Annotated in this window: 15 protein-coding genes, 1 tRNA gene, 1 rRNA gene and 1 other annotated feature; of the genes, 1 reads left to right on the forward strand and 16 read right to left on the reverse strand. The window is 29.2% G+C overall.

Annotation, left to right across the window (positions count from 1 at the left end):
- Positions 1-67 (reverse strand): 16S ribosomal RNA (locus ACYUCG_RS11275); the annotation flags it as partial.
- A gap of 505 nt (positions 68-572) precedes the next feature.
- Complete coding sequence (gene murD, locus ACYUCG_RS11280; RefSeq protein WP_110021359.1) at positions 573-1949, reverse strand: UDP-N-acetylmuramoyl-L-alanine--D-glutamate ligase; 1377 nt, start codon at positions 1947-1949, stop codon at positions 573-575.
- Positions 1950-2259: 310 nt separating this feature from the next.
- On the opposite strand from murD, the gene hydE reads away from it, so the two are divergent.
- A complete protein-coding gene (gene hydE, locus ACYUCG_RS11285) occupies positions 2260-3303 on the forward strand; it encodes a [FeFe] hydrogenase H-cluster radical SAM maturase HydE (RefSeq protein WP_460268646.1) in 1044 nt (347 codons plus the stop codon).
- 239 nt (positions 3304-3542) lie between these two features.
- On the opposite strand, the gene ACYUCG_RS11290 is transcribed toward hydE, so the two are convergent.
- The 14 genes from ACYUCG_RS11290 to spoIIE form a co-directional block, all read right to left on the reverse strand.
- The gene (locus ACYUCG_RS11290) at positions 3543-4784 is read right to left on the reverse strand and encodes an NAD(P)-dependent oxidoreductase (protein WP_460268647.1); all 1242 of its coding nucleotides are present in this window, start codon (positions 4782-4784) and stop codon (positions 3543-3545) included.
- Between the two features lie 92 nt (positions 4785-4876).
- Positions 4877-5746: a S66 family peptidase gene (locus tag ACYUCG_RS11295; protein WP_460268648.1), complete on the reverse strand. Its 870-nt coding sequence runs from the start codon at positions 5744-5746 to the stop codon at positions 4877-4879.
- 174 nt (positions 5747-5920) lie between these two features.
- On the reverse strand, positions 5921-7039 hold the full coding sequence (locus ACYUCG_RS11300; protein WP_460268649.1) for a M20/M25/M40 family metallo-hydrolase: 1119 nt from the start codon (positions 7037-7039) through the stop codon (positions 5921-5923).
- Between the two features lie 188 nt (positions 7040-7227).
- On the reverse strand, positions 7228-8631 hold the full coding sequence (locus tag ACYUCG_RS11305) for a glycine--tRNA ligase (protein WP_003450306.1): 1404 nt from the start codon (positions 8629-8631) through the stop codon (positions 7228-7230).
- Positions 8632-8801: 170 nt separating this feature from the next.
- Positions 8802-8969: a binding site (T-box leader), on the reverse strand.
- A 119-nt stretch (positions 8970-9088) separates the two neighbouring features.
- A tRNA-Asn gene (locus ACYUCG_RS11310) sits at positions 9089-9163 on the reverse strand.
- A gap of 154 nt (positions 9164-9317) precedes the next feature.
- Positions 9318-10823: a lysine--tRNA ligase gene (gene lysS, locus ACYUCG_RS11315; protein ID WP_003450333.1), complete on the reverse strand. Its 1506-nt coding sequence runs from the start codon at positions 10821-10823 to the stop codon at positions 9318-9320.
- A 25-nt stretch (positions 10824-10848) separates the two neighbouring features.
- Positions 10849-11325, reverse strand: a complete 477-nt coding sequence (gene greA / locus ACYUCG_RS11320) for a transcription elongation factor GreA (protein WP_003450338.1) — start codon at positions 11323-11325, stop codon at positions 10849-10851.
- A gap of 278 nt (positions 11326-11603) precedes the next feature.
- Entirely contained in the window at positions 11604-12584 is a 981-nt protein-coding gene (dusB, locus tag ACYUCG_RS11325) for a tRNA dihydrouridine synthase DusB (RefSeq protein ID WP_003459360.1), read from the reverse strand.
- A gap of 6 nt (positions 12585-12590) precedes the next feature.
- Positions 12591-13370, reverse strand: coding sequence for a type III pantothenate kinase (locus tag ACYUCG_RS11330; protein ID WP_003450343.1), 780 nt, complete (start codon positions 13368-13370; stop codon positions 12591-12593).
- A gap of 202 nt (positions 13371-13572) precedes the next feature.
- The gene (locus ACYUCG_RS11335) at positions 13573-15243 is read right to left on the reverse strand and encodes a formate--tetrahydrofolate ligase (RefSeq protein WP_060795997.1); all 1671 of its coding nucleotides are present in this window, start codon (positions 15241-15243) and stop codon (positions 13573-13575) included.
- A 201-nt stretch (positions 15244-15444) separates the two neighbouring features.
- A complete protein-coding gene (ftsH, locus tag ACYUCG_RS11340; protein WP_060795996.1) occupies positions 15445-17250 on the reverse strand; it encodes an ATP-dependent zinc metalloprotease FtsH in 1806 nt (601 codons plus the stop codon).
- 74 nt (positions 17251-17324) lie between these two features.
- Entirely contained in the window at positions 17325-17876 is a 552-nt protein-coding gene (gene hpt / locus ACYUCG_RS11345; RefSeq protein WP_081092172.1) for a hypoxanthine phosphoribosyltransferase, read from the reverse strand.
- 2 nt (positions 17877-17878) lie between these two features.
- A complete protein-coding gene (gene tilS / locus ACYUCG_RS11350; protein WP_195381804.1) occupies positions 17879-19288 on the reverse strand; it encodes a tRNA lysidine(34) synthetase TilS in 1410 nt (469 codons plus the stop codon).
- Between the two features lie 216 nt (positions 19289-19504).
- Positions 19505-21895: a stage II sporulation protein E gene (spoIIE, locus tag ACYUCG_RS11355; protein WP_460268650.1), complete on the reverse strand. Its 2391-nt coding sequence runs from the start codon at positions 21893-21895 to the stop codon at positions 19505-19507.

Raw genomic sequence — 21895 nt, forward strand, 5'->3', positions numbered from 1 at the left:
GCTCGACTTGCATGTGTTAAGCACGCCGCCAGCGTTCATCCTGAGCCAGGATCAAACTCTCAATTTAAAAGTTTAATCTATACTCATATTACTTATAAAAGAATTGCTGGTTTATGTTAATATCTTCTGTTTAATTTTCAAAGACCATTCCTTTGTCGCCCTCAAGCGACTTTCTTAGTTTAACATCACTTTGAAACTTTGTCAACAACTTTTTTCAAAACTTTTAATTTGTTTTGTTAAGTTGTTTCTGTGTCTCTTAGCGACGAGATTTATCTTACCATCATAAGCAATAACATTTTATTATAAATAACAAGCTTTTACTAAAATATTCTTTAAATACTTAACTTTTCTTATGTTTAGTTTAAAATCCAACTATTGATACTCCAGGTTGCGTTTTTATCTATTTTCATAAGAGACATATATATTATTGTCTGCTGAAGTATATTTTATACATAAAAACAATTTAAAATTCAAATAAAAATAAGCCATATTATTTTTTTAGCTTTAATAATTTCATATAATTAATTAAACTAAAATCATAATATGGCTCATTTTAAGATATATTTATCTCATTATATATTATTTACTATTTCCTTAAACTTATCTCCTCTTACTTCAAAGTTTTTAAACATATCAAAACTTGCGCAAGCAGGTGAAAGTGTTATTATATCTCCATTTTCAGCTATTGATTTAGCTATATTCACTACCTCTTCTAAGCTTTCTCCTGAGTATACTGGTACATGAATTCCTTTTTCTTCTTCTAATCTCTTGAAAGCTGCTTTTATTTTTTCTTTAGTTACTCCAAATAATACTATAGCTTTTATTTTTTCATATCCTTCATAAGCTAAAGGCTCAAAAGGTACATGTTTATCATATCCTCCTGCTAAAAGTATAACTGGTTTTTCAAAAGCTTTTAATCCAGCTAAAGTTCTTGTTGGAGTTGATGCTATAGAATCATTATAATATTTTACTCCATCAACTTCTCTTATGAACTCACATCTATGATGAACTCCTCCAAAAGTTTCTGCTACCTTTTTCATTGATTCTATTGATACTTCATCATAAACAGCTAAGAATGCAGCTAAATAATTCTCTACATTATGCATTCCCTTTATGATTATATCATCTTTTTTACATACTTCTTTACCATGAACATATAACTTTCCATCTTTATAGTATGCATCTTCTCCTTCTGTTTTCTTTGAACTAAATCTAACAACTTTTCCTTTTGCTTCTTTATCTAAATTTTTAGTTATTTCATTTTCATCATTAATTACTAAAAGATCATTTTCTCTTTGATATTTGAAAACATTTTTCTTAGCATCAATATATTCTTGCATATCTTTATGCATATCTAAGTGATTTGGAGTTATATTAGTAACTATTGCTACATCAATTTCAACATCCATAGTCATAAGCTGAAAACTTGATAATTCTAATACAACTTTATCTTCTTCTTTTATTTCTTCTATGTTTGAGAATAATGGAGTACCTATATTTCCTCCTGTCCAAGTTTTATATCCCTCTTGTGATAATAACTTAGACACTATTGTTGTAGTTGTTGTTTTACCATCACTACCAGTTACCCCGTAAACTTTACCTTTACAATATCTTACGAATTCCTCCATCTCTGAAGTAATATATGCACCTTGATTTTTACATCTTACTAAAGCTTCACTGTCTATTCTCATAGATGGTGTTTTAAATACAACCTCAAATCCAGTTAATCTATCTAAATAACCTTTTCCAAGTTCTAAATTTACTCCTAATATTTCAAATTCTTTTGAAATTTCACCTAACTCTTCAGCTGATTTCATATCAAAAGCAGTTACTTTAGCTCCTAGTTTAACTAAAAACTTTATAAGAGGTATATTACTTACCCCAATTCCTACAACTGCTACATTTTTTCCCTTTATAAATTCTTTAAACTCATTAAAGTCTCTCTTCATTTTGTGGCCTCCAAAATTTTTACCAATATTAATAATGGTTCTTTATAAATTGTATCCCATTTCTTTCTAATTATAACACTATGGAATTTTCCATTCCATATTATTATAACTTATTCAGAATTCTTCTATTTTGTTCTAGTGATGATTTTCTAAAAATATTCATGTTATAATAAATTATTAATCTATTTTTAACTATATTGTTTAAAAGAGCTTGTTAAATTATAATTATTAATTAATAATTATTTTAGGATAAAAAGAGTAATTTTTAATATCTAAAATCCTTATACCCAGATTAATTAGGAGGATTAATATGAATACTATTATACAAAAAGCAAAAGAAACTCATGAACTTTCAAGAGATGAAATTATAGCCTTATTAAAAGATGATTCTATAAATGAAGAACTTTTTAAAGCTGCTGATGAAGTTAGAAAAAAATATCTTGGTGATGAAGTGCATTTAAGAGGACTTATAGAATTCACTAACATATGTAAAAGAAACTGTATGTATTGTGGTCTTAGAAGAGATAATAAAAATCTTAATAGATATAGACTTTCTCATGAAGAGATTATAGATTTTGCAAAAAAAGCCGTTGGTTATGGATATAAAACTTTAGTTCTTCAAGGCGGTGAAGATGATTATTATACTGTTGAGCGTTTAGTTCCTATAGTTAAAGATCTTAAAGCTTTAGGAGTTGCCTTAACATTAAGTATAGGTGAAAGACCTTTTGAAGAATATGAAGCCTTAAAAAAAGCTGGTGCTGATAGATTCCTTTTAAGAATTGAAACAACAGATAGAGAATTATACGAAGAACTTGATCCAGGTATGAGTCATGAAAATAGAATTCAATGTCTTAAAAACTTAAGAAAACTTGGATATGAAGTAGGAAGTGGCTGTCTTGTTGGTCTTCCTGGTCAAAAAATAGAATCCTTAGCTGATGATATTTTATTTTTCAAAGAACTTGATGTAGATATGAATGGTATAGGACCATTTATTCCAAATGAAGATACTCCACTAAAAGATGCTGAAGGTGGACAATTTGAATTAGCCCTAAAAGTAATGGCTATAGTTAGATTACTTTTACCTGATATAAATATTCCTGCTACAACAGCTATGGAAACATTAAATAAACAAGGAAGAGTAATAGCTCTTCAATGCGGAGCAAATGTAGTAATGCCTAACGTTACTGAAGGTGAATATAGAAAACTTTATGCCTTATATCCAGGTAAAATATGTACAGGCGATACACCTGCTCATTGTAGAGAATGTATCTCTGGAAAAATTAGAGGTATAGGTAGAATAGTTTCTGATGGACCTGGATTTAGAGCTAATGGATTTAAACCTAAAACTCGTTAATAAAATGTAATATAAATAATATTTATAAAACTCTAGAACAATTTAGTAAAATCTAAATTAAATTCTAGAGTTTTTTATTTAGAGTTAAATAATAATTTCTTTTCCTGCACAAGCTTAATCTATTATTAATTCAATGCTTAGCTCTTTTAATTACATAAAAAACTGTAGGAAAATTTATTTTATATAAACTTCCTACAGCCTTGTTTATTATTTAATTCAATATTAAAATTAATTACTTTTTAATTATTTTTGCAAAATTCATCTATAGCATAAGCAACCTTTTTACTATTTGCAACTGCCTCAACTACAGTTTTAGGACCACTTACAACATCTCCTGAAGCAAAAACTCCATTAAGTGTTGTTATTCCCTTTTCATCAGTTACCACTAAGCCATATTTATCTGTTGAAAGCTCTCTACTACTAGATACTATATTAGTTCTAGGAGCTTGACTTATGGCAACTATTATTGAATCGCATTTAAACACACCTTCACTACCTTCTAAGGTTTTAAATGATACTCTTCCATCCTCAGAAATTACTCTTTCTGTTTGTATGTATTTTACTCCATCCTCATAAATCTCTAAAGGAGCTTTATAAAGTTCAAATTTTACACCATCTTCCTTAGCCTCTTCTATTTCAACCTTAGTAGCTGGCATATCTTCAAAGCTTTTTCTATAAAGCACATATGTATCTGCACCATTTCTCTTTGCAGTTCTAGCAGCATCCATTGCAACATTTCCAGCCCCAATTACAACTACTCTCTCTCCAAGATTATATGATTTTGGTGCTTTTAAATAATCTATAGCATAGTGAACATTACCTAAAGTTTCTCCCTTAACATTTAAAGTCTTAGGATTCCAAACTCCAGTTGCTATAAATATCGCTTTATAACCATCACTTTTTAACATATCTAAAGTTATAACTGTTCCTATTAAAGTGTTAGGTCTTATTTTAACATTTAACTTAAGAAGTGCCTCTTCATATTTATCTATTATATCTCTAGAAAGTCTAAACTCTGGTATTCCATATCTTAATACTCCACCAATTTTATCATTTTCATCAAATATTGTTACTTGATATCCCTTTTTAGCTAATATAAATGCAGCTGTTATTCCCGCAGGACCTCCACCTATTATAGCAATTTTATCTTCTAAAATAGTATCTTGAGTAAGTTCTAGATTATCTAAAAACTCTTCTGATATTTCTCTCTCTATTTCACTAAAGTTTACTGGTGTTTCCTTTATTCCCTTTATACAATTCCCCTTACATTGATTTTCATGAGGACATACTATGGAACAAACTACTGATAAAGGATTGTTTTCAAATAAAATTTCCCCAGCCTCTTTTATTTTATCTTCTTTAAATAATCCTATTACCTCTGGAATAGGTGTACTTATTGGGCAATTAGCCTTGCATCTTGGATTTTTGCACATTAAGCATCTTAAAGCTTCTTCTTTTAAGTTTTGCTCATTTACTGTCATTTTTAATAAACCCCCTGATTTCTTAACAACCTATAAAAATTCTTCATTGTTTCATAATATATTATATTATCAAAATAATTTAATAAAGTCATTTATTTAAAGATTAAATATTTTCCTATAGGTATGCATTTAGCATCTGCACCATGTCCAAGGTTACTTGTTTTTAATATTGGAATATTAATTTTTCCTATAACTCTCTTTAATATTTCTACTATATCAGGCTTTAAATCCTCTCTTTCCATTTCAGTAAACTCGCCTAATATTATTCCTTTTACCTCATTAAAAACACCTAAGTTTTTATATTGAGTTATATAAGTTACCATCTTAGCTGAATTTCCACTAAAACTTTCCAAAAACAATATTTTATCCTTAAAATCAGGCATATATTTTGTACCTGCCAATTTTAATAAACATCTTATATTACCACCAACAACTATTCCTTCAAGATAACTTCCATTTATCCATTCATAATCTAAATTAAATATATCCTCTTTGCCTTCTATAAAAGAAGCCTTAAAATTTTGCATTTGCTCCTCTTTAAACTTACCAATTAAATTTCTTAATTGATAATTATAAGTAGTTATATCACATTGAGAATATATAGCATTAAGCAATACTGTTAAATCACTATATCCAAAGAAAGGTTTAGGATTTTCCTTTATTAAATTAAAGTCTAAAAAATCTAGAACTTCATTAGCTAAATCTCCACCAGAAATATCAAAAATCATTTTTATATCTTTATCTAAAAATAATTTTTCTAAAGCTCTAGCTTTTTCTTCTCCTGTCCCACTAAAAAGATTATATTCTTTTGCATATAGTGTATCTCCTTCAACCATCTCTATATCTAAACTTTTTAAATTAAGTTTTAATTCATCTATTATGTTTTTATTTTTTATGCTAATTCCATTTGAACAACTTATTATCCCTATTTTATTTCCTTTATTTAAAAAACTCATACTCATAGCAACCTCCCAAATAAAAATAATTATTATATATAATACCACTTATTTTCATAAATTTATCTATTTTAAAATATTATTGATTATAATTAATTTTTTAAATCCTCCAAAATAAATATACACTTAAAAAAACTTATGAAAAAGGATGAAGAAAATTCTTCATCCTTAAAATTAAAATTATTTATTTATACTTTCTTTAACTAATTCAAGAACCACTTTTGATATTGTTCCTAAATCTTCAATTTTCATATGTTCCTCTAAAGTATGAGGCTTTCTTTCACCACTTGAAAGATTAACTGCCTTTATTCCATTACAGTTAAATATATTTGTATCACTTCCACCACCTGAGGCTTTAGTTTCTCCATTTATGCCTAAGTTTTTAAATGCTCTCTTTGCATGTAAAACTATATCTTCATTATCATCTATAACAAAAGCACCATACATTCTATTTACTTCTATATTAACTTCTCCACCAAATTTTTCAGCAGAAGCTTTAAAAGTTTCTACCATATGTTTTGTTTGAGCATCTAATTTTTCTGTAACTGTACTTCTTGCTTCTGCATCTATTATTACTTCAGGACAAACTACATTATTAGCAACTCCTCCTGAAATTTTTCCTATATTAGCAGTAGTATCTTTATCTACTCTTAAAAGTTTCATGTTTGATATAGCATCTGAAGCTATGGAAATTGCACTTATTCCCTCTTCAGGTGAAACTCCAGCATGGGCAGGTTTTCCCTTTATAGTAACCTTTAAAGTATCATGAGCAGGTCCTATTGTAGTTATAAATCCTGGATCTCCACTTGTATCAAAAAGGAATGCTTTTTTTGCACTTATTTTTGAATAATCTAAATTTTTAGCTCCTAAAAGACCTGTTTCTTCAGCTATTGTAAATACAACTTCTATATTAGCATGGTCTATGTTGTTTTCTTTTATTACTCTTAAGGCTTCAACTATAGCAGCTATTCCACCTTTATCATCTCCACCTAATATAGTTGTCCCGTCACTATATATAACTCCATCTTTTATTATTGGCTTTATTCCTTTACCAGGTTTAACAGTATCCATATGACATGCAAAAAGAATAGTTTCTCCTTCTACATTACCTTTTAATTTAGCTATTAAGTTTCCTGTATTTGAACCTATTTTTTCTCCACTGTTATCAAATTCAACTTCTAATCCAGCTTCCATTAAATCCTTTTCTAATCTTTTAGCAAAATTACCTTCTTCATAAGTTTCGCTATCTATTTGGACATAATCTAAAAAACTTTCTAAAACTCTTTTTTCATTTATCATAATATTTCAGTCTCCCTTAAAGCATTTCAATAAATTTCATATAAAATTATATCACGAAAAATACATTTGTCCGTAATTGTAAAACAAAATTCATAACTATGTCCTTTAGTACTTTAAAATCATAAATAAAAAAAACTTATAAATATATGTAAGTAATATATTTATAAGTTTTTATTTTTGCTTTTAAACTAGAATTCTAAGCTTTTTTCTATTATAGCTCTTACATCTTCTATTTTAACTCTTTGTTGTTCCATGTTATCTCTGTCTCTTACAGTTACACATCCATCTTCTAAAGTATCGAAGTCAACTGTTATACAGAATGGAGTTCCTATTTCATCTTGTCTTCTATATCTCTTACCGATACTTCCTGTTTCATCATAATCAACATTGAAGTGTTTGCTTAATTCAGCATATACCTCATCAGCTTTTTCTGATAATTTCTTAGAAAGTGGTAATATAGCAGCCTTAAATGGTGCTAAAGCTGGGTGTAAGTGCATAACTGTTCTTACATCTACTTTTCCATTAGCTCCTTCTAATTCTTCCTCATCATAAGCTTCAACTAAAAATGCTAATGCAACCCTGTCTGCTCCTAATGATGGCTCTATAACATATGGTACATATTTTTCATTTGTTGTTGGATCTAAGTAAGTCATGTCTTGACCTGAGTGTTCAGCATGCTTATTTAAGTCATAGTCTGTTCTATCAGCTATTCCCCAAAGTTCTCCCCATCCAAATGGGAATAAGTATTCTATATCTGAAGTAGCATTTGAGTAGAAGCTTAATTCTTCTTCTCCATGATCTCTCATTCTTATGTTTTCTTCTTTCATTCCTAAGTTTAATAAGAAGTTCCAACAACTATCTTTCCAGAAGTTGAACCATTCTAAATCAGTTCCTGGTTTACAGAAGAACTCAAGCTCCATTTGTTCGAACTCTCTAGTTCTGAAAGTGAAGTTACCTGGAGTTATTTCGTTTCTGAAAGATTTACCAATTTGAGCTATACCAAATGGTACTTTCTTTCTTGTAGTTCTTTGTACTGATTTGAAGTTTACGAATATACCTTGAGCAGTTTCTGGTCTTAAATATACTTCGTTTTTACTGTCTTCAGTTATTCCTTGGAAAGTTTTAAACATTAAGTTGAACTTTCTTATATCTGTGTAGTTTAATTTTCCACATTTTGGACAAACTATGTTATTCTTAGTTATGTAGTCCATTAACTCTTCATTGCTCCATCCATCAGCTGTAGCAACTTCTGCTCCGTTTGCAGTCATATGATCTTCAACTAATTTATCTGCTCTGAATCTAGCTTTACATTCTTTACAATCCATTAGAGGATCTGAGAATCCACCAACGTGACCTGATGCAACCCAAACTTCTCTATTCATTAATATAGCTGAATCTAATCCAACATTATATTTGCTCTCTTGAACAAACTTTTTCCACCAAGCTCTTTTTACGTTATTTTTGAATTCAACTCCTAGTGGGCCGTAATCCCATGAGTTTGCAAGTCCACCGTATATTTCTGAACCTGGGAATATAAATCCTCTGTTTTTACATAAGGCTACTATTTTATCCATAGTTTTTTCTACTGCCATTACAATTACCTCCATTTATATTAAATAACTTATTTTATATTAATTCTTCACTTTATAAAGAACTTTAAACTTCCTTGAGAAATATTTCTAACAGTTTTATTCACTGCTAGAAATACTCATCTAGATTAACAGCCTAAGGGCTTTATATAAATAAAAAAAGCCATTACATTCAAAGGGACGAAATAAAATTCCGCGGTTCCACCCTTTTTAGCAAAAGCTCATCTCTCAAAATAATTGTACTCAAAAGCTCCCTTCATTTTAAACCTTTAATAACTTTCACCAACCGTTATCTCTCTAAAAAAGATTTTAAAACTACTCTTCTTCATCATAGTACATATTTAGTTATACTCTTAATTTTATCAAAACTAAATTATATGTCAATAAAAAAAGAATTTATAAACATACAAAAGCTTATATATTTATAAATTCTTTCTTAATTAATTTTAGATAAAAAAAATGGCTCCTCGGAGAGGACTCGAACCTCCAACCTATCGGTTAACAGCCGAGTGCTCCACCATTGAGCTACCGAGGAACATTTACAATTTTATTATATCATATTTCAAATAAAATACAATAGTTTTTTTAAGTAGATTTTAAAAATAATCAGGAATTTTTTTAGGCTTTTTCCCTTCAAATAAAATAAAAAATAGAAGTCTACTTTTTAGTAAACTTCTACTTTATATAAACTATTTTTGTGGTTTCATTGTTGGGAATAATATAACGTCTCTTATTGATGAAGAGTCAGTTAAGAACATTATCATTCTGTCTATTCCTATTCCTAATCCACCTGTTGGAGGCATACCAGTTTCTAAAGCACTCATGAATTCTTCATCTAACATGTATGCTTCATCATCTCCGTATTCTCTTTCTCTAGCTTGTTGTTCAAATCTTTCTCTTTGAACTATTGGATCGTTAAGCTCTGAGTATGCGTTACATACTTCTCTACCATATACAAATCCTTCAAATCTCTCAGTAAACATTTCATTTCCTCTTTTCTTTTTAGTAAGAGGTGATATCTCTACTGGATAATCTATTAAGAATGTAGGTTGGATTAATTTATCTTCACCATATTCTTCAAATAACATATTTAGAACTTCACCTTTAGTAACCTTATCTAATGGTTTAGGGAATTCTAAGTTTTTCTCTTTAGCTATAGCTTGAGCTTCTTCATCACTCTTAATTTCGTTGAAATCTATACCAGCAAATTCTTTAACTGCATCAACCATAGTAATTCTTCTCCATGGTGGTGTGAAGTCTATTTCAGTTCCTTCATAAGTAACTTTAGTTGATCCATTTACTTTTTCACAAACATAAGCAATCATGTTTTCCATGATTTCCATCATGTCATTGTAATCAGCATATGCTTCATATAACTCTATAGCAGTGAATTCTGGATTATGTCTTACTGAAACCCCTTCATTTCTGAAGTTTTTACCCATTTCATAAACTTTTTCAAATCCAGCAACTATTAATCTCTTTAAGTATAACTCAGTAGCAATTCTTAAATACATATCTATATCTAAAGCATTGTGGTGAGTTATGAAAGGTCTAGCAGCAGCTCCACCAGCTATTGGTGAAAGAATTGGTGTGTCAACCTCTAAGAATCCTCTATTATCTAAGAATTCTCTTATTGCTTTTACTATTTGTGATCTCTTAATAAAAGTATCTTTAACTTCTGGGTTTGTTATTATATCAACTTCTCTTTGTCTGTATCTTAAGTCTGGGTCTTTTAAACCATGCCATTTTTCTGGTAATGGTTTTAAAGATTTACAGATTAATTCAAATGAAGTTACTTTTACTGAAACTTCACCCATTTTTGTTTTAAATACTTCTCCAGTTGCAGCAACCCAGTCACCTAAATCGAAAGTTTTAAATTCCTTTAAAGCTTCCTCTCCAACGTTATCAATCTTAATAAATAATTGAATTTTTCCTGGTAAATCTGCTAAATCAGCGAATACTACTTTACCTTGACCTCTTTTTGACATAAGTCTTCCAGCAACTTTTACTTCTTTACCTTCTAACTCTTCAAAATTATCTTTTACATCAGCAGAAGAGTGTGTTCTCTCTACCTTGTATACATCAAATGGGTCCTTACCAGCTTCTTGTAATTCAACAAGCTTTTGTCTTCTTAACATCTCTTGTTCACTTAATTGTTCTTCTGCTTCGTGAATATTTATTTCCTCATTTGACATTTAAAAATCCCTCCATCTATATTATCTATCTTCTTATTCCAAGAACTTCGAACTTAGTAGTTCCTCCTGGTACTTCTATCTCTACAACATCTCCAACTTTTTTACCCATTAACCCTTCACCAACTGGTGATTCATTTGATATCTTAAAGTTCATTGGATCTGCTTCTGCTGAACCAACTATTGAATACTCAACTTCTTCATCAAAATCAAAGTCCATAACCTTAACGATTGATCCAACTGTAACTATATCTGTTGATATTTCTGACTCATCAACAACAACAGCATTTTTAAGCATGTTTTCTAACTGAATTATTCTTCCTTCAGTGAAAGCTTGCTCATTTTTAGCTTCATCATATTCTGAGTTCTCACTTAAATCTCCGTATCCTAAAGCAACTTTTATCTTTTCAGTTATTTCTTTTCTTTTTACTGTTTTAAGATATTCTAATTCATCTTCTAATTTTTTAACACCTTCATATGTCATTATATGTTTCTTTTCGCTCATTTTCTTTCTCCCCTTTGAACATATTATTATAATATCATATTTAAACTTAACCTGTTAATATACAATTCATAAAAACTTTAAGATTATTAAGCCTAATTATTCAAATTATTATAATTCCTAAAGATTATTATGTCAAACTATATATTATATAAGATAGAATACACTAAATAAAAAATCATTATTTAGCTTTAATTCTCACCTTTATTTGTATAAATTAAACATCTAATATTTTACTGATGCTTTATTATATCCAGTTATATCCCCATTTATGATAAATATTATAAATCATTTTTCATTAAATATTCTTTATACTCATTAAGGATACCCATAATCTTCTCTGGATCTGCTTCTAAATTAAGCCTATTCTTAACTTCAGTACAATTATTTAATCCTTTTATATACCAAGCTGCATGTTTTCTCATTTCTCTTACAGCCTTATACTCTCCATCATATTTAAGTGATAAATTATAGTGTCTTATACACATATCTATTTTTTCTTCTGGAGTAGGCATATAAACCTCTTCTCCATTTAATTTCTGAACTATTTGCTTGAAGATCCATGGGTTTCCCATACTTCCTCTTGCAACCATAATTCCATCACAGTTAGTTTGATTTTTAAGACTTAAAGCATCCTCCGCAGTAAATACATCTCCATTTCCTATAACAGGAATATTAACTGCTTCCTTTACTTGTCTTATTATATCCCAGTTAGCTTTTCCTTCATACATTTGAGCCCTAGTTCTTCCATGTACAGCAATGGCATCTACTCCTGCTTCTTCCATGATTTTAGCAAACTCAACAGCATTTATATTTTCTTCATCAAAACCCATTCTAAACTTAACTGTTACAGGCTTTGTTGCAACTTTTTTTATGCTACTCATGATCTCATAAGCTAATTTAGGATTTTTCATTAAGGCTGAACCTTCACCATTTTTTACTATCTTAGGTGCAGGACATCCCATGTTAACATCTATTATACATATATCATCATTTGTATTAAAATGCTTCTCAGTGACATAAGCCATTATCTCTGGATCATTTCCAAACATCTGACAAGATACCGGTTTTTCTTCATCTGCAATTCTCATTAATTCTTTTGTATTTTCACTCCCATAGTACAATGCCTTTGCACTAACCATTTCAGTGCAAACAATTCCTGCACCCATCTCTTTACATAATCCCCTAAAAGATATATCTGTAACCCCTGCCATAGGTGCTAAGAAAACATTATTTTCTAAAACTATGTTTGATATTTTCATTACTTTCTACTCCTTGTTTTTTTCGTAAAGAATCTTAAGCCCTTCTAAAGTTAATTTACGATCTACTTCATCAATTACATCCGTTTCGCTATAAACAAGTTTAGCTAGCCCTCCTGTAGCTAATACAAATGGTTCTTTTTCTCCTAAGTCCATCATTTCCTTTTTCATACGTTTAACTATATATTCAACTTTTCCAATATATCCATAAATTATTCCAGCTTGCATACTTGTAACTGTATTTTTACAAATTACACTCTTTGGTTTTTCAAGTTCTATTCTTGGAAGCTTTGCAGCTCTCTCAAATAAAGCATCTGCTGAAATTTGAATTCCTGGACATATATTTCCACCTAAATAATCTCCCTTTTCAGTAATAGCACAGAATGTTGTTGCTGTTCCAAAATCTATTATTATCATAGGTTTTTTATGCTTTTCAAAAGCAGCTACAGCATTTACTATTCTATCTGCTCCAACCTCTTTAGGATTATCATATTTTATATTAATTCCAGTTTTTATTCCAGGCCCTACTACAATAGGTTCTTTGCAGAAACATTTTCTAACCATGTTTTCTAAAGAATGCATTATATTAGGAACTACTGAAGAAATTATTATTCCTTCAACCTCTTCTGGATTTAATTTTGCTTGATTAAATAGTTGCATAACTTGTATTGAATATTCATCTGATGTTTTCTTAGAATCTGTAGATATTCTCCATGATGCTATGTATTTTTCATTATCATGAATCCCTAAAACTATATTTGTATTACCTACATCTATTAATAAAATCATGTGTTTTACACCACCTTAATATAATTAAAGACAGCTAATAAAGCTGTCCGGAAAATACCATGTACCCTTTATATAACAATATTAATTTTAACAACTACTATACATTTGTCAAGCAATTACAATTACTAGTTTTTAAATAAAAAAAGGCTTATATGACTATTTTTTTAACAGTGTCATATAAGCCTTAAAATTATCTAAACATTTAGAATAATCCTACTATTTCTCCATTGTCTTTTATATCCATTCTATTAGCAGCAGGAACTTTAGGTAAACCTGGCATTGTCATAACATCGCCTGTTAAAACAACTATGAATCCAGCTCCATTTGAAACTCTAACCTCTTTAACAGTTATATCAAAGTTTTCAGGTCTTCCTAAAAGACTTGGATTGTCTGATAATGAATACTGTGTCTTAGCCATACATATTGGAAGTTTATCTAAATTAAATTTCTCAATTTCAGCTATTTGTTTAAGAGCTTGAGGAGTATAGTTTACTCCTTTTCCGCCATATATAGTTTGAACTATTTTTAGTATTTTATCCTTTATTGATTCTTCTGAATCGTAAATCATCTTAAAGTTTGAAGGCTCACTTTCCATTGTTTTTATAACTTTATTAGCTAAATCAATTCCACCTTCTCCACCTTTTTCCCAAACTTCTGTTAAGCTAACCTCTACTCCTATATTTTTGCAGAAGTCTTCTATAGCTTTAACCTCTTCATCTGAATCAGTTATAAACTTATTTATAGCAACAACAACTGGTACTCCATAAGCTTTTATATTTTCTATTTGCTTTTCTAAGTTTTTCATTCCTTTATTTAAAGCATCTACATTTGATATATTTAATTCATCTTTCTTTACTCCACCGTGATGTTTTAAAGCTCTTATAGTAGCTACTAAAACTACACAATCAGGATTTAAATTTCCGTATCTACATTTTATATCTAAGAATTTTTCTGCACCTAAATCTGCTCCAAAGCCAGCCTCTGTTATAGTTATATCACTCATTTTTAAAGCTGTCTTAGTTGCTATTATTGAATTACATCCATGAGCTATATTTGCAAATGGTCCTCCATGAATTATTGCTGGAGTATTTTCTAAAGTTTGAACAAGGTTAGGTTTTATGGCATCTTTCATAAGTAAAGCCATAGCTCCTTGAACTTCTAATTCCTTAGCATAAACAGGCTCTCCATCTAAGTTATATGCAATTAAAATATTTCCCATTCTCTCTTTTAAGTCTTCTAAATCACTAGCCATACATAATATAGCCATTATTTCTGATGCAACAGTGATCATAAATCCATCTTCTCTTAAGAATCCGTTTATTTTACCACCCATTCCAACAACTATATTTCTTAAAGCTCTATCATTCATATCCATAACTCTTTTAAATACAATTCTTCTTGAATCTATTCTTAATAAATTACCTTGATGAATATGGTTATCTATAGCTGCACATAAAAGATTATTAGCTGAAGTTATTGCATGCATATCCCCTGTAAAATGAAGATTTATATCTTCCATAGGAACTACTTGAGCATATCCACCACCAGCTGCTCCACCTTTTATTCCAAATACAGGTCCTAATGATGGCTCTCTTAAGGCTATAACAGTATTTTTTCCTATTTTATTTAACGCTTGTCCTAATCCTACTGTAACAGTAGATTTTCCCTCTCCTGCCGGTGTTGGATTTATAGCTGTAACTAAAACAAGCTTACCATCCTTATTATTTTCTAGTCTTTTTATTGCATCTAAAGATATCTTACATTTATATTTTCCATAAAGCTCAATATCATCTTCTTCAAGACCTATTTTTTTAGCAATATTTATTATTGGCTCCATTTTAGCACTTTGTGCTATTTCAATATCATTTTTCATAATTCCGCACCTCATTCCAAAGTAATCTACTTAATATTATACCCATAATTTATTAAAAAACAAAGAGTTTTATCGAACAATTTTATATATTTTATAAAAATTGTTCGTATTATTAAAATATCTTTAGTGAAATTATAATATAAAACAATTCTTAATTAAATAATAATTATAAAAAAAGAGGTACTTAAGTACCTCTTTTAACTATGAGTTTTTAAATATTTCTCTAAACTCATCACCATCAATTTTTTCTTTTTGAAGTAACACATCAGTTACTGCATTTAATTTATTGATATTTTCTTTTAATATAGATTCTGCTCTATTGTAAGCTTCATCAATTAATTTCTTAATTTCTTCATCTATTTTAGCGCTAGTTTCTTCACTTATGTTGCTACTCTTTCCAATGTCTCTACCTAAGAATACTTCTCCACCATCGCTATTACCAAATGATATAGGTCCAATAACATCACTCATTCCGTATTCCATAACCATACTTCTAGCAATGTGACTAGCTCTATCTATATCATTTTTAGCACCGGCACTTATATCTCCAATAACTAATTTCTCAGCCACTCTTCCACCTAAAAGTTCAACCATCTTATCCTTAAGTTGTTTCTTAGATGTGTGAGTTCTATCTTCCTCTGGTAAATTCATTGTGTATCCTGCAGCCATTCCTCTTTGAATTATACTTATTTCATGAACTGGATCTGCATACTCTAGAACATTACTTACAACAGCGTGACCAGATTCGTGAACTGCAGTGATTCTTCTATCATATTCACTAACAACTCTACTCTTCTTCTCCGGTCCAGCTATTACTCTTGTTATAGCCTCTTCAATGTCTGCCATATCTATGCTACTTTTACCACCTCTAACTGCTAATAATGCAGCTTCGTTAGTTAAGTTTTCAAGATCTGCGCCACTAAATCCTGGTGTCATTTTAGCTAAAACTTTTAAATCTACATCTTCTGATAGATGCTTATTTCTTGTATGAACCTTTAGAACTTCTTCTCTACCCTTAACATCAGGTGCACCTACTAAAATTCTTCTGTCAAATCTTCCTGGTCTTAATAATGCTGGATCTAAGATATCTGGTCTATTTGTAGCAGCTATCATAATTATCCCTTCATTAACTCCAAAACCATCCATTTCAACTAGTAATTGGTTTAATGTTTGTTCTCTCTCATCATGACCGCCACCAAGTCCAGCACCTCTTTGTCTACCAACAGCATCGATTTCGTCTATGAATATAATACATGGAGCATTTTTCTTAGCTTGCTCAAATAAATCTCTTACTCTTGAAGCACCAACTCCAACAAACATTTCAACGAAATCTGAACCTGATATACTAAAGAAAGGAACACCAGCTTCTCCTGCTATAGCTTTTGCAAGAAGTGTCTTACCTGTTCCTGGAGGCCCTACTAAAAGAACTCCTTTAGGTATTCTTGCTCCCATTTCTATATATCTCTTAGGTTGTTTTAAGAAATCAACAATCTCTTCTAATTCACCTTTTTCTTCATCAGCACCAGCAACATCTTTGAATGTAACTTTCTTTCCGTCTAAATTAGCCATCTTAGCTTTACTTTTACCGAAATTCATTACCCCTCTATTTCCACCACTGTTTTGAGCTTGCTGTGTGAACATAAATAAACCAAAGATTATTAAACCTATTATAAGTATTGTTGGAAGGAAACTAATCCAAATTCCCATATTATTAGGTGGAGTATACTTTATTACAGTTTCTACCCCTTGAGTCTCTTGTAAAAGATTGTCTAACATCTTATTTGAAACATATGAAGTAAACCTCTTACCATCTTTAAAAACCCCATCAACTGACATTTTATCTTCTTTTATGGTCATTGTTTCAATTTTATTTTCTACATACGCTTCTTTAAATTCACTATATGATATTACTTTTCCTTGAGTTCCATTTCTATAAAAAGCAAATGCAAACATAAGCACTACAGCAAAAATAGCTATATAAGTAATCATACTTTGTAATTTTTTCATCTCTATGCCCCCCTCTCTGACTATCATTTTTAATGAATTTTAACATAAGAAATATTACTTTACAATATTTTGAATTACTTCTTGTAAATTTCTTCTTTTAAAGCACCTATGAATGGTAAATTTCTATATTTTTCAGCATAGTCTATTCCATATCCAACTATGAATTCATCTGGTACATCAAATCCTTTGTATTTTGCTGAAACATTTGAAGTTCTTCTAGCTTCTTTATCTAATAGAGCAACTATTTCTATACTTGCTGCTTTTCTAGCCTTTAAATATTCTAAAAGATAGCTTAAAGTGGTTCCTGTATCAACTATATCTTCAACTATAAGAACATGCTTATTTTCTATATCACTATCTAAGTCTTTTAATATTCTAACAACTCCTGAAGTTTGAGCTGAGTTGCCATAACTTGAAACAGCCATAAAATCTATTTCACATGGTATGCTTATATTTTTAATAAGGTCTGAAGTAAATAATACTGAGCCTTTTAAGATACCAACAACTAATAAATCTTTTCCAGCATAATCTTTACTAATTTCTTCAGCCATCTCTTTTACACGTTTAGCTAATTGTTCTTCTGAATATAAAACTTTTTTAACATCATCTTTTATGTCTCTTATCATAATTAATTTTCCTTTCCTTTAAAAGTAATTTTAATTACCTTTTTAGTTTTATTTGTAACTTTAAATGTTTCACTAACATTAGATCCTACAATCCATGCTATTTCATTATTAAATAGCACTAAGGGTATAAAATCTCTTTCTTCTTTAGGTATTTTATTATTTATAAATATATCTTTTAGCTTTTTGCTACTCTTCATTCCTAAAGGAATTATTTTATCTCCATTTTGTCTAAATCTAATATCTATATTGGAAATTTTATCATAATCAAAAGACTTTATAAATCTATCTTTTGAAAATTTTTCACCTTTTTTTAAATCTTCTACTATTAATTCATAATTTCCTAAAATATCATCTTCTATTACAACTTTTTGATTTTTATCTAGTTCATCTTTAATATTTTCTAAATTTAAAACTTTATTCTCTTTAGCCTTTTTGCTATCTACTAATTTTATTCTTATATCTCCATATTCATTTAAAGCAATTACCCCATTAGTTATGTTAATTTGCTTTCCTGTCCCTTTATCTTTTAAGGCAATTATGTCCTGTATATGTTTTAATTCAAAGTTATTATGTTTAGAACTTACTTCAAATAATGCCTTTTTTATTATTCTTGTTAATAGAGCTTCCTTTTCATTAAAGGCTTCTTCTTTAATAAGAATGCTGTGATTTTCCTTTATACAAAGTTTAGGAAATCTCTTTTCCACTTCTTCTTGTATAAACTCTACATCCTTACTACAGCTATAAGCTAATCTATTTAAAGTAGCAACTATATCAGGATTAAAATTCTCTTCTATAAATGGTATTGCCTTAAGCCTTATTTTATTTCTAGAATATATTTCTTCTAAATTAGTTTCATCTATTCTAGGATTTAAATTATTTATTTCACAGTATTCTTCTATTTCTTTTCTTCTTAAAATCAATATAGGTCTTATGAAAATACCATCTCTAACTGGTTTAATTCCAACTAATCCTTCTATACCAGTTCCTCTTAAAGCTCTCATAATAAGAGTTTCTGCTTGATCATTAGCATTGTGTGCTATAGCTATTTTATCTAATGAATATTCATTTTTTAGTTCTTCAAAGAATTTATATCTCTCTTCTCTTCCAGCCATTTCTGTAGAAATGTTTTGTTCTTCACTTATCTTATTTATATCTACTCTTTTTACAAAACATTTTATATTTAAATTCTTACAAAGTTCTTCTACATAAGCTTCATCTTTTAAAGCACTTTCTCCTCTTAAACAATGATTCACATGGGCTGCATATACTTCTATGTGTAATAATTCCCTAAGTTCACTTAAAATATGTAGTAAACATACTGAGTCTGGACCACCTGATAAAGCTACTAAAACCTTATCTCCACTTTCAATCATGGAGTTTTCCTTTATAAAATCTATAACCTTTTTCTTCATTGTAACTCACTCCATAAATATTATATTTTGCCCTAATATTATAACACATAAAAAATCCATTATGTTCTTAAAAAAGTTCGTATAATTAATTTTAAATAATAAATTTAATTATTTACTTAAAAATAAAAGAAAGTGCATAAGAACTCTTCTTTTAAGTAAAATCTATACATGAAATAAATTATAGATTTTATTTAGTTCTTATACACTCTCCTTTTCTTAATTTATTCCAAAAACCTTAGATACAACTACTGTCATATCATCCTTAGCCTTTCCTCCACTTAACTCCTTGGCTTTTTCTAAAATAGCTATTGATAAATCTTTAGGTTGTCTATACTTAGTATTCTTTAAAAATTCAATTAACCATGTAGTATCAAAACTTCCATCGTTTTTAACATCTAAAATACCATCACTTATACTAACTATTACATCTCCATTTCCTACTTGCTTTTCAACAGTATCTACATCTGGTTCTTCTAAAACACCAAATGGAAGAGTATTTGAATTTATAACTTCTACTTTATTTCCTCTCTTTATAAAGCTTTCTATAGCTCCAACTTTCATAAACTTAGCATTTCCAGTATATAAATCTATCTTATTCATATCTAATGTAGAAAACTTTTCATCTTCACTAAACTTTATACTCATAATTGCATTAACTGCATCAATAGCTATTTTTTCATCAAAACCAACTTCCATAAATTTCTCTATTATTTCTACAGAAACTTTACTTTCAAGTCCTGCTTCTGGTCCTGACCCCATACCATCTGATATTACAGTTATATAATTACCATCTTTTGTTCTACCATATGAATATGAATCTCCAGTGAACTTTTCTCCCTCTTTAGTTGCAACTGCTACATGAGAATTAATATGATATTTAGGAGCTTCTTCAATAACAACCTCGCACATATTATTTTTGCTATTTATATTACATCCTTCACTTCCAATACTCATATTTTTTCCTATGGTTTCGCTTATTATAGGAAGAACTGTTTTTATACAAGCTTGAGATCCCATACAATTCTCCATTTGCATCTTAATTTTAATCCTTCCATTTTTATCGTTATAACATATTAAACTTCCAAAATTAACACCATATTTTAAAAGAGCCTTTTTAATACTTTTTTCTACATCAGTACATAGATGAAGTTCATTTCCAAATTCATCAACTATTTCACTAATTGTAACTGACATATTATTTATATGATTAGATAAGATTTTTCTTCCCTCTCCTAATCTACTCTTTAATGTTTCGTTTACCATATAGATATTCATTATGTCCTCTAGATTTTTCACTAAGGCATATTTCTTTATGCATTTTTTCTCAAGCTCATGAGGAAAAGTACCTGAATTATTTTCATAATTTCTTATTAAATCTGAAAAAGCATTGTAAGTCTGATGAAGTTCTCTCTTCCAACACATATATCTCATATCACAATCACTACAAGTTCTATCTGATAAATTTTCAACCAATGCATTACCCTTATTTTTTATAGCCAATTTATCATTACAAACTAGATTATTTAATGACTTACCCATTATAGATAAAACTTCAGTAAAATCTTTCAATCTTTCAGTTAATTCATCCTTAAATTCAGCGAATCTAACTTCACTAAAATGCCCAACCTTTTTATCCTTATTTATTTCTAAAGAAATTTTATTATATATTTTTTTAGGAATTAAAAGAAATATACCTGTTCCAACTAAGGCTTCTATAAATGAAATATTATTAAACACTCCAGAATATAAAGTTACTATTACAAAAATTATGTTAAATGATAAGGCTGTAAAAAGCTTTCCTGACTCTCTAAATATTCCAGCAACTAACCCACAAGCTCCATAAATAGCTATGCTCTCCATAAGATTTCCTGTAGCAAACCCTAATATTATCCCCATAGTTATACCTGCTCCAGCACCCATATTAGTATCTGAAATAAAGGCTAAAGCTACAATAAAAAGTATAGCTGCTATATTTCTAAAGCTAATATCATTTATTGATAGGGTTCCAATTCCAACTATTAATAAACATATAAATAATTCTATACTTACAATTTCATCTATTGAAAAAAAGTGTTGAGTATTTATTTCTTCTATGCATTTTAATGTATAACTCACAACATAATATATAGGAAAAACTAAGGCTGTTACTGAAATTGCACCTATTAAGTGTAAAATTATATCTGAACTTCCTACTAAAACTCCATAAACAAATAATCCTGAAAATACAATAATAAAACTTGCTATATTTCTAGCCTTTTTATTTAGTTTACTCATAGAAATTATGGTAACTATAGTTGATATTATTATGTAAGCTGAAAAGTTGCTAACCTTATTAAACAAGGTAATATACCCTACTATAACTCCTAAACTTGATGATAATATATATTTTCTTTCATAATTTGTTATTGCAATTAAATATGCTAATCCAAATGGAGCTAATACTTGAACTACTCCAAAAGTCATATCTAAATACACTCTACTTATTAAAACACCTGCAACCATAGCCATAATAAGCCCAATATTAGAAGCTTCTATTTTCATATTATTTTTTACATTTTCTGAATCCTTTACTCTTTTGTAATTATCAATTTTAACTCCATATTGCAT

Source organism: Clostridium sp. CTA-17, from assembly GCF_054767895.1.

Bases quoted from the DNA above. Each gene is read 5' to 3' on its own strand.
- murD (WP_110021359.1), bottom strand. From the start codon at position 1,949: ATGAAGAGAGACTTTAATGAGTTTAAAGAATTTATAAAGGGAAAAAAT.
- hydE (WP_460268646.1), top strand. From the start codon at position 2,260: ATGAATACTATTATACAAAAAGCAAAAGAAACTCATGAACTTTCAAGA.
- ACYUCG_RS11290 (WP_460268647.1), bottom strand. From the start codon at position 4,784: ATGACAGTAAATGAGCAAAACTTAAAAGAAGAAGCTTTAAGATGCTTA.
- ACYUCG_RS11295 (WP_460268648.1), bottom strand. From the start codon at position 5,746: ATGAGTATGAGTTTTTTAAATAAAGGAAATAAAATAGGGATAATAAGT.
- ACYUCG_RS11300 (WP_460268649.1), bottom strand. From the start codon at position 7,039: ATGATAAATGAAAAAAGAGTTTTAGAAAGTTTTTTAGATTATGTCCAA.
- ACYUCG_RS11305 (WP_003450306.1), bottom strand. From the start codon at position 8,631: ATGGCAGTAGAAAAAACTATGGATAAAATAGTAGCCTTATGTAAAAAC.
- lysS (WP_003450333.1), bottom strand. From the start codon at position 10,823: ATGTCAAATGAGGAAATAAATATTCACGAAGCAGAAGAACAATTAAGT.
- greA (WP_003450338.1), bottom strand. From the start codon at position 11,325: ATGAGCGAAAAGAAACATATAATGACATATGAAGGTGTTAAAAAATTA.
- dusB (WP_003459360.1), bottom strand. From the start codon at position 12,584: ATGAAAATATCAAACATAGTTTTAGAAAATAATGTTTTCTTAGCACCT.
- ACYUCG_RS11330 (WP_003450343.1), bottom strand. From the start codon at position 13,370: ATGATTTTATTAATAGATGTAGGTAATACAAATATAGTTTTAGGGATT.
- ACYUCG_RS11335 (WP_060795997.1), bottom strand. From the start codon at position 15,243: ATGAAAAATGATATTGAAATAGCACAAAGTGCTAAAATGGAGCCAATA.
- ftsH (WP_060795996.1), bottom strand. From the start codon at position 17,250: ATGAAAAAATTACAAAGTATGATTACTTATATAGCTATTTTTGCTGTA.
- hpt (WP_081092172.1), bottom strand. From the start codon at position 17,876: ATGATAAGAGACATAAAAGATGATGTTAAAAAAGTTTTATATTCAGAA.
- tilS (WP_195381804.1), bottom strand. From the start codon at position 19,288: ATGAAGAAAAAGGTTATAGATTTTATAAAGGAAAACTCCATGATTGAA.
- spoIIE (WP_460268650.1), bottom strand. From the start codon at position 21,895: ATGCAATATGGAGTTAAAATTGATAATTACAAAAGAGTAAAGGATTCA.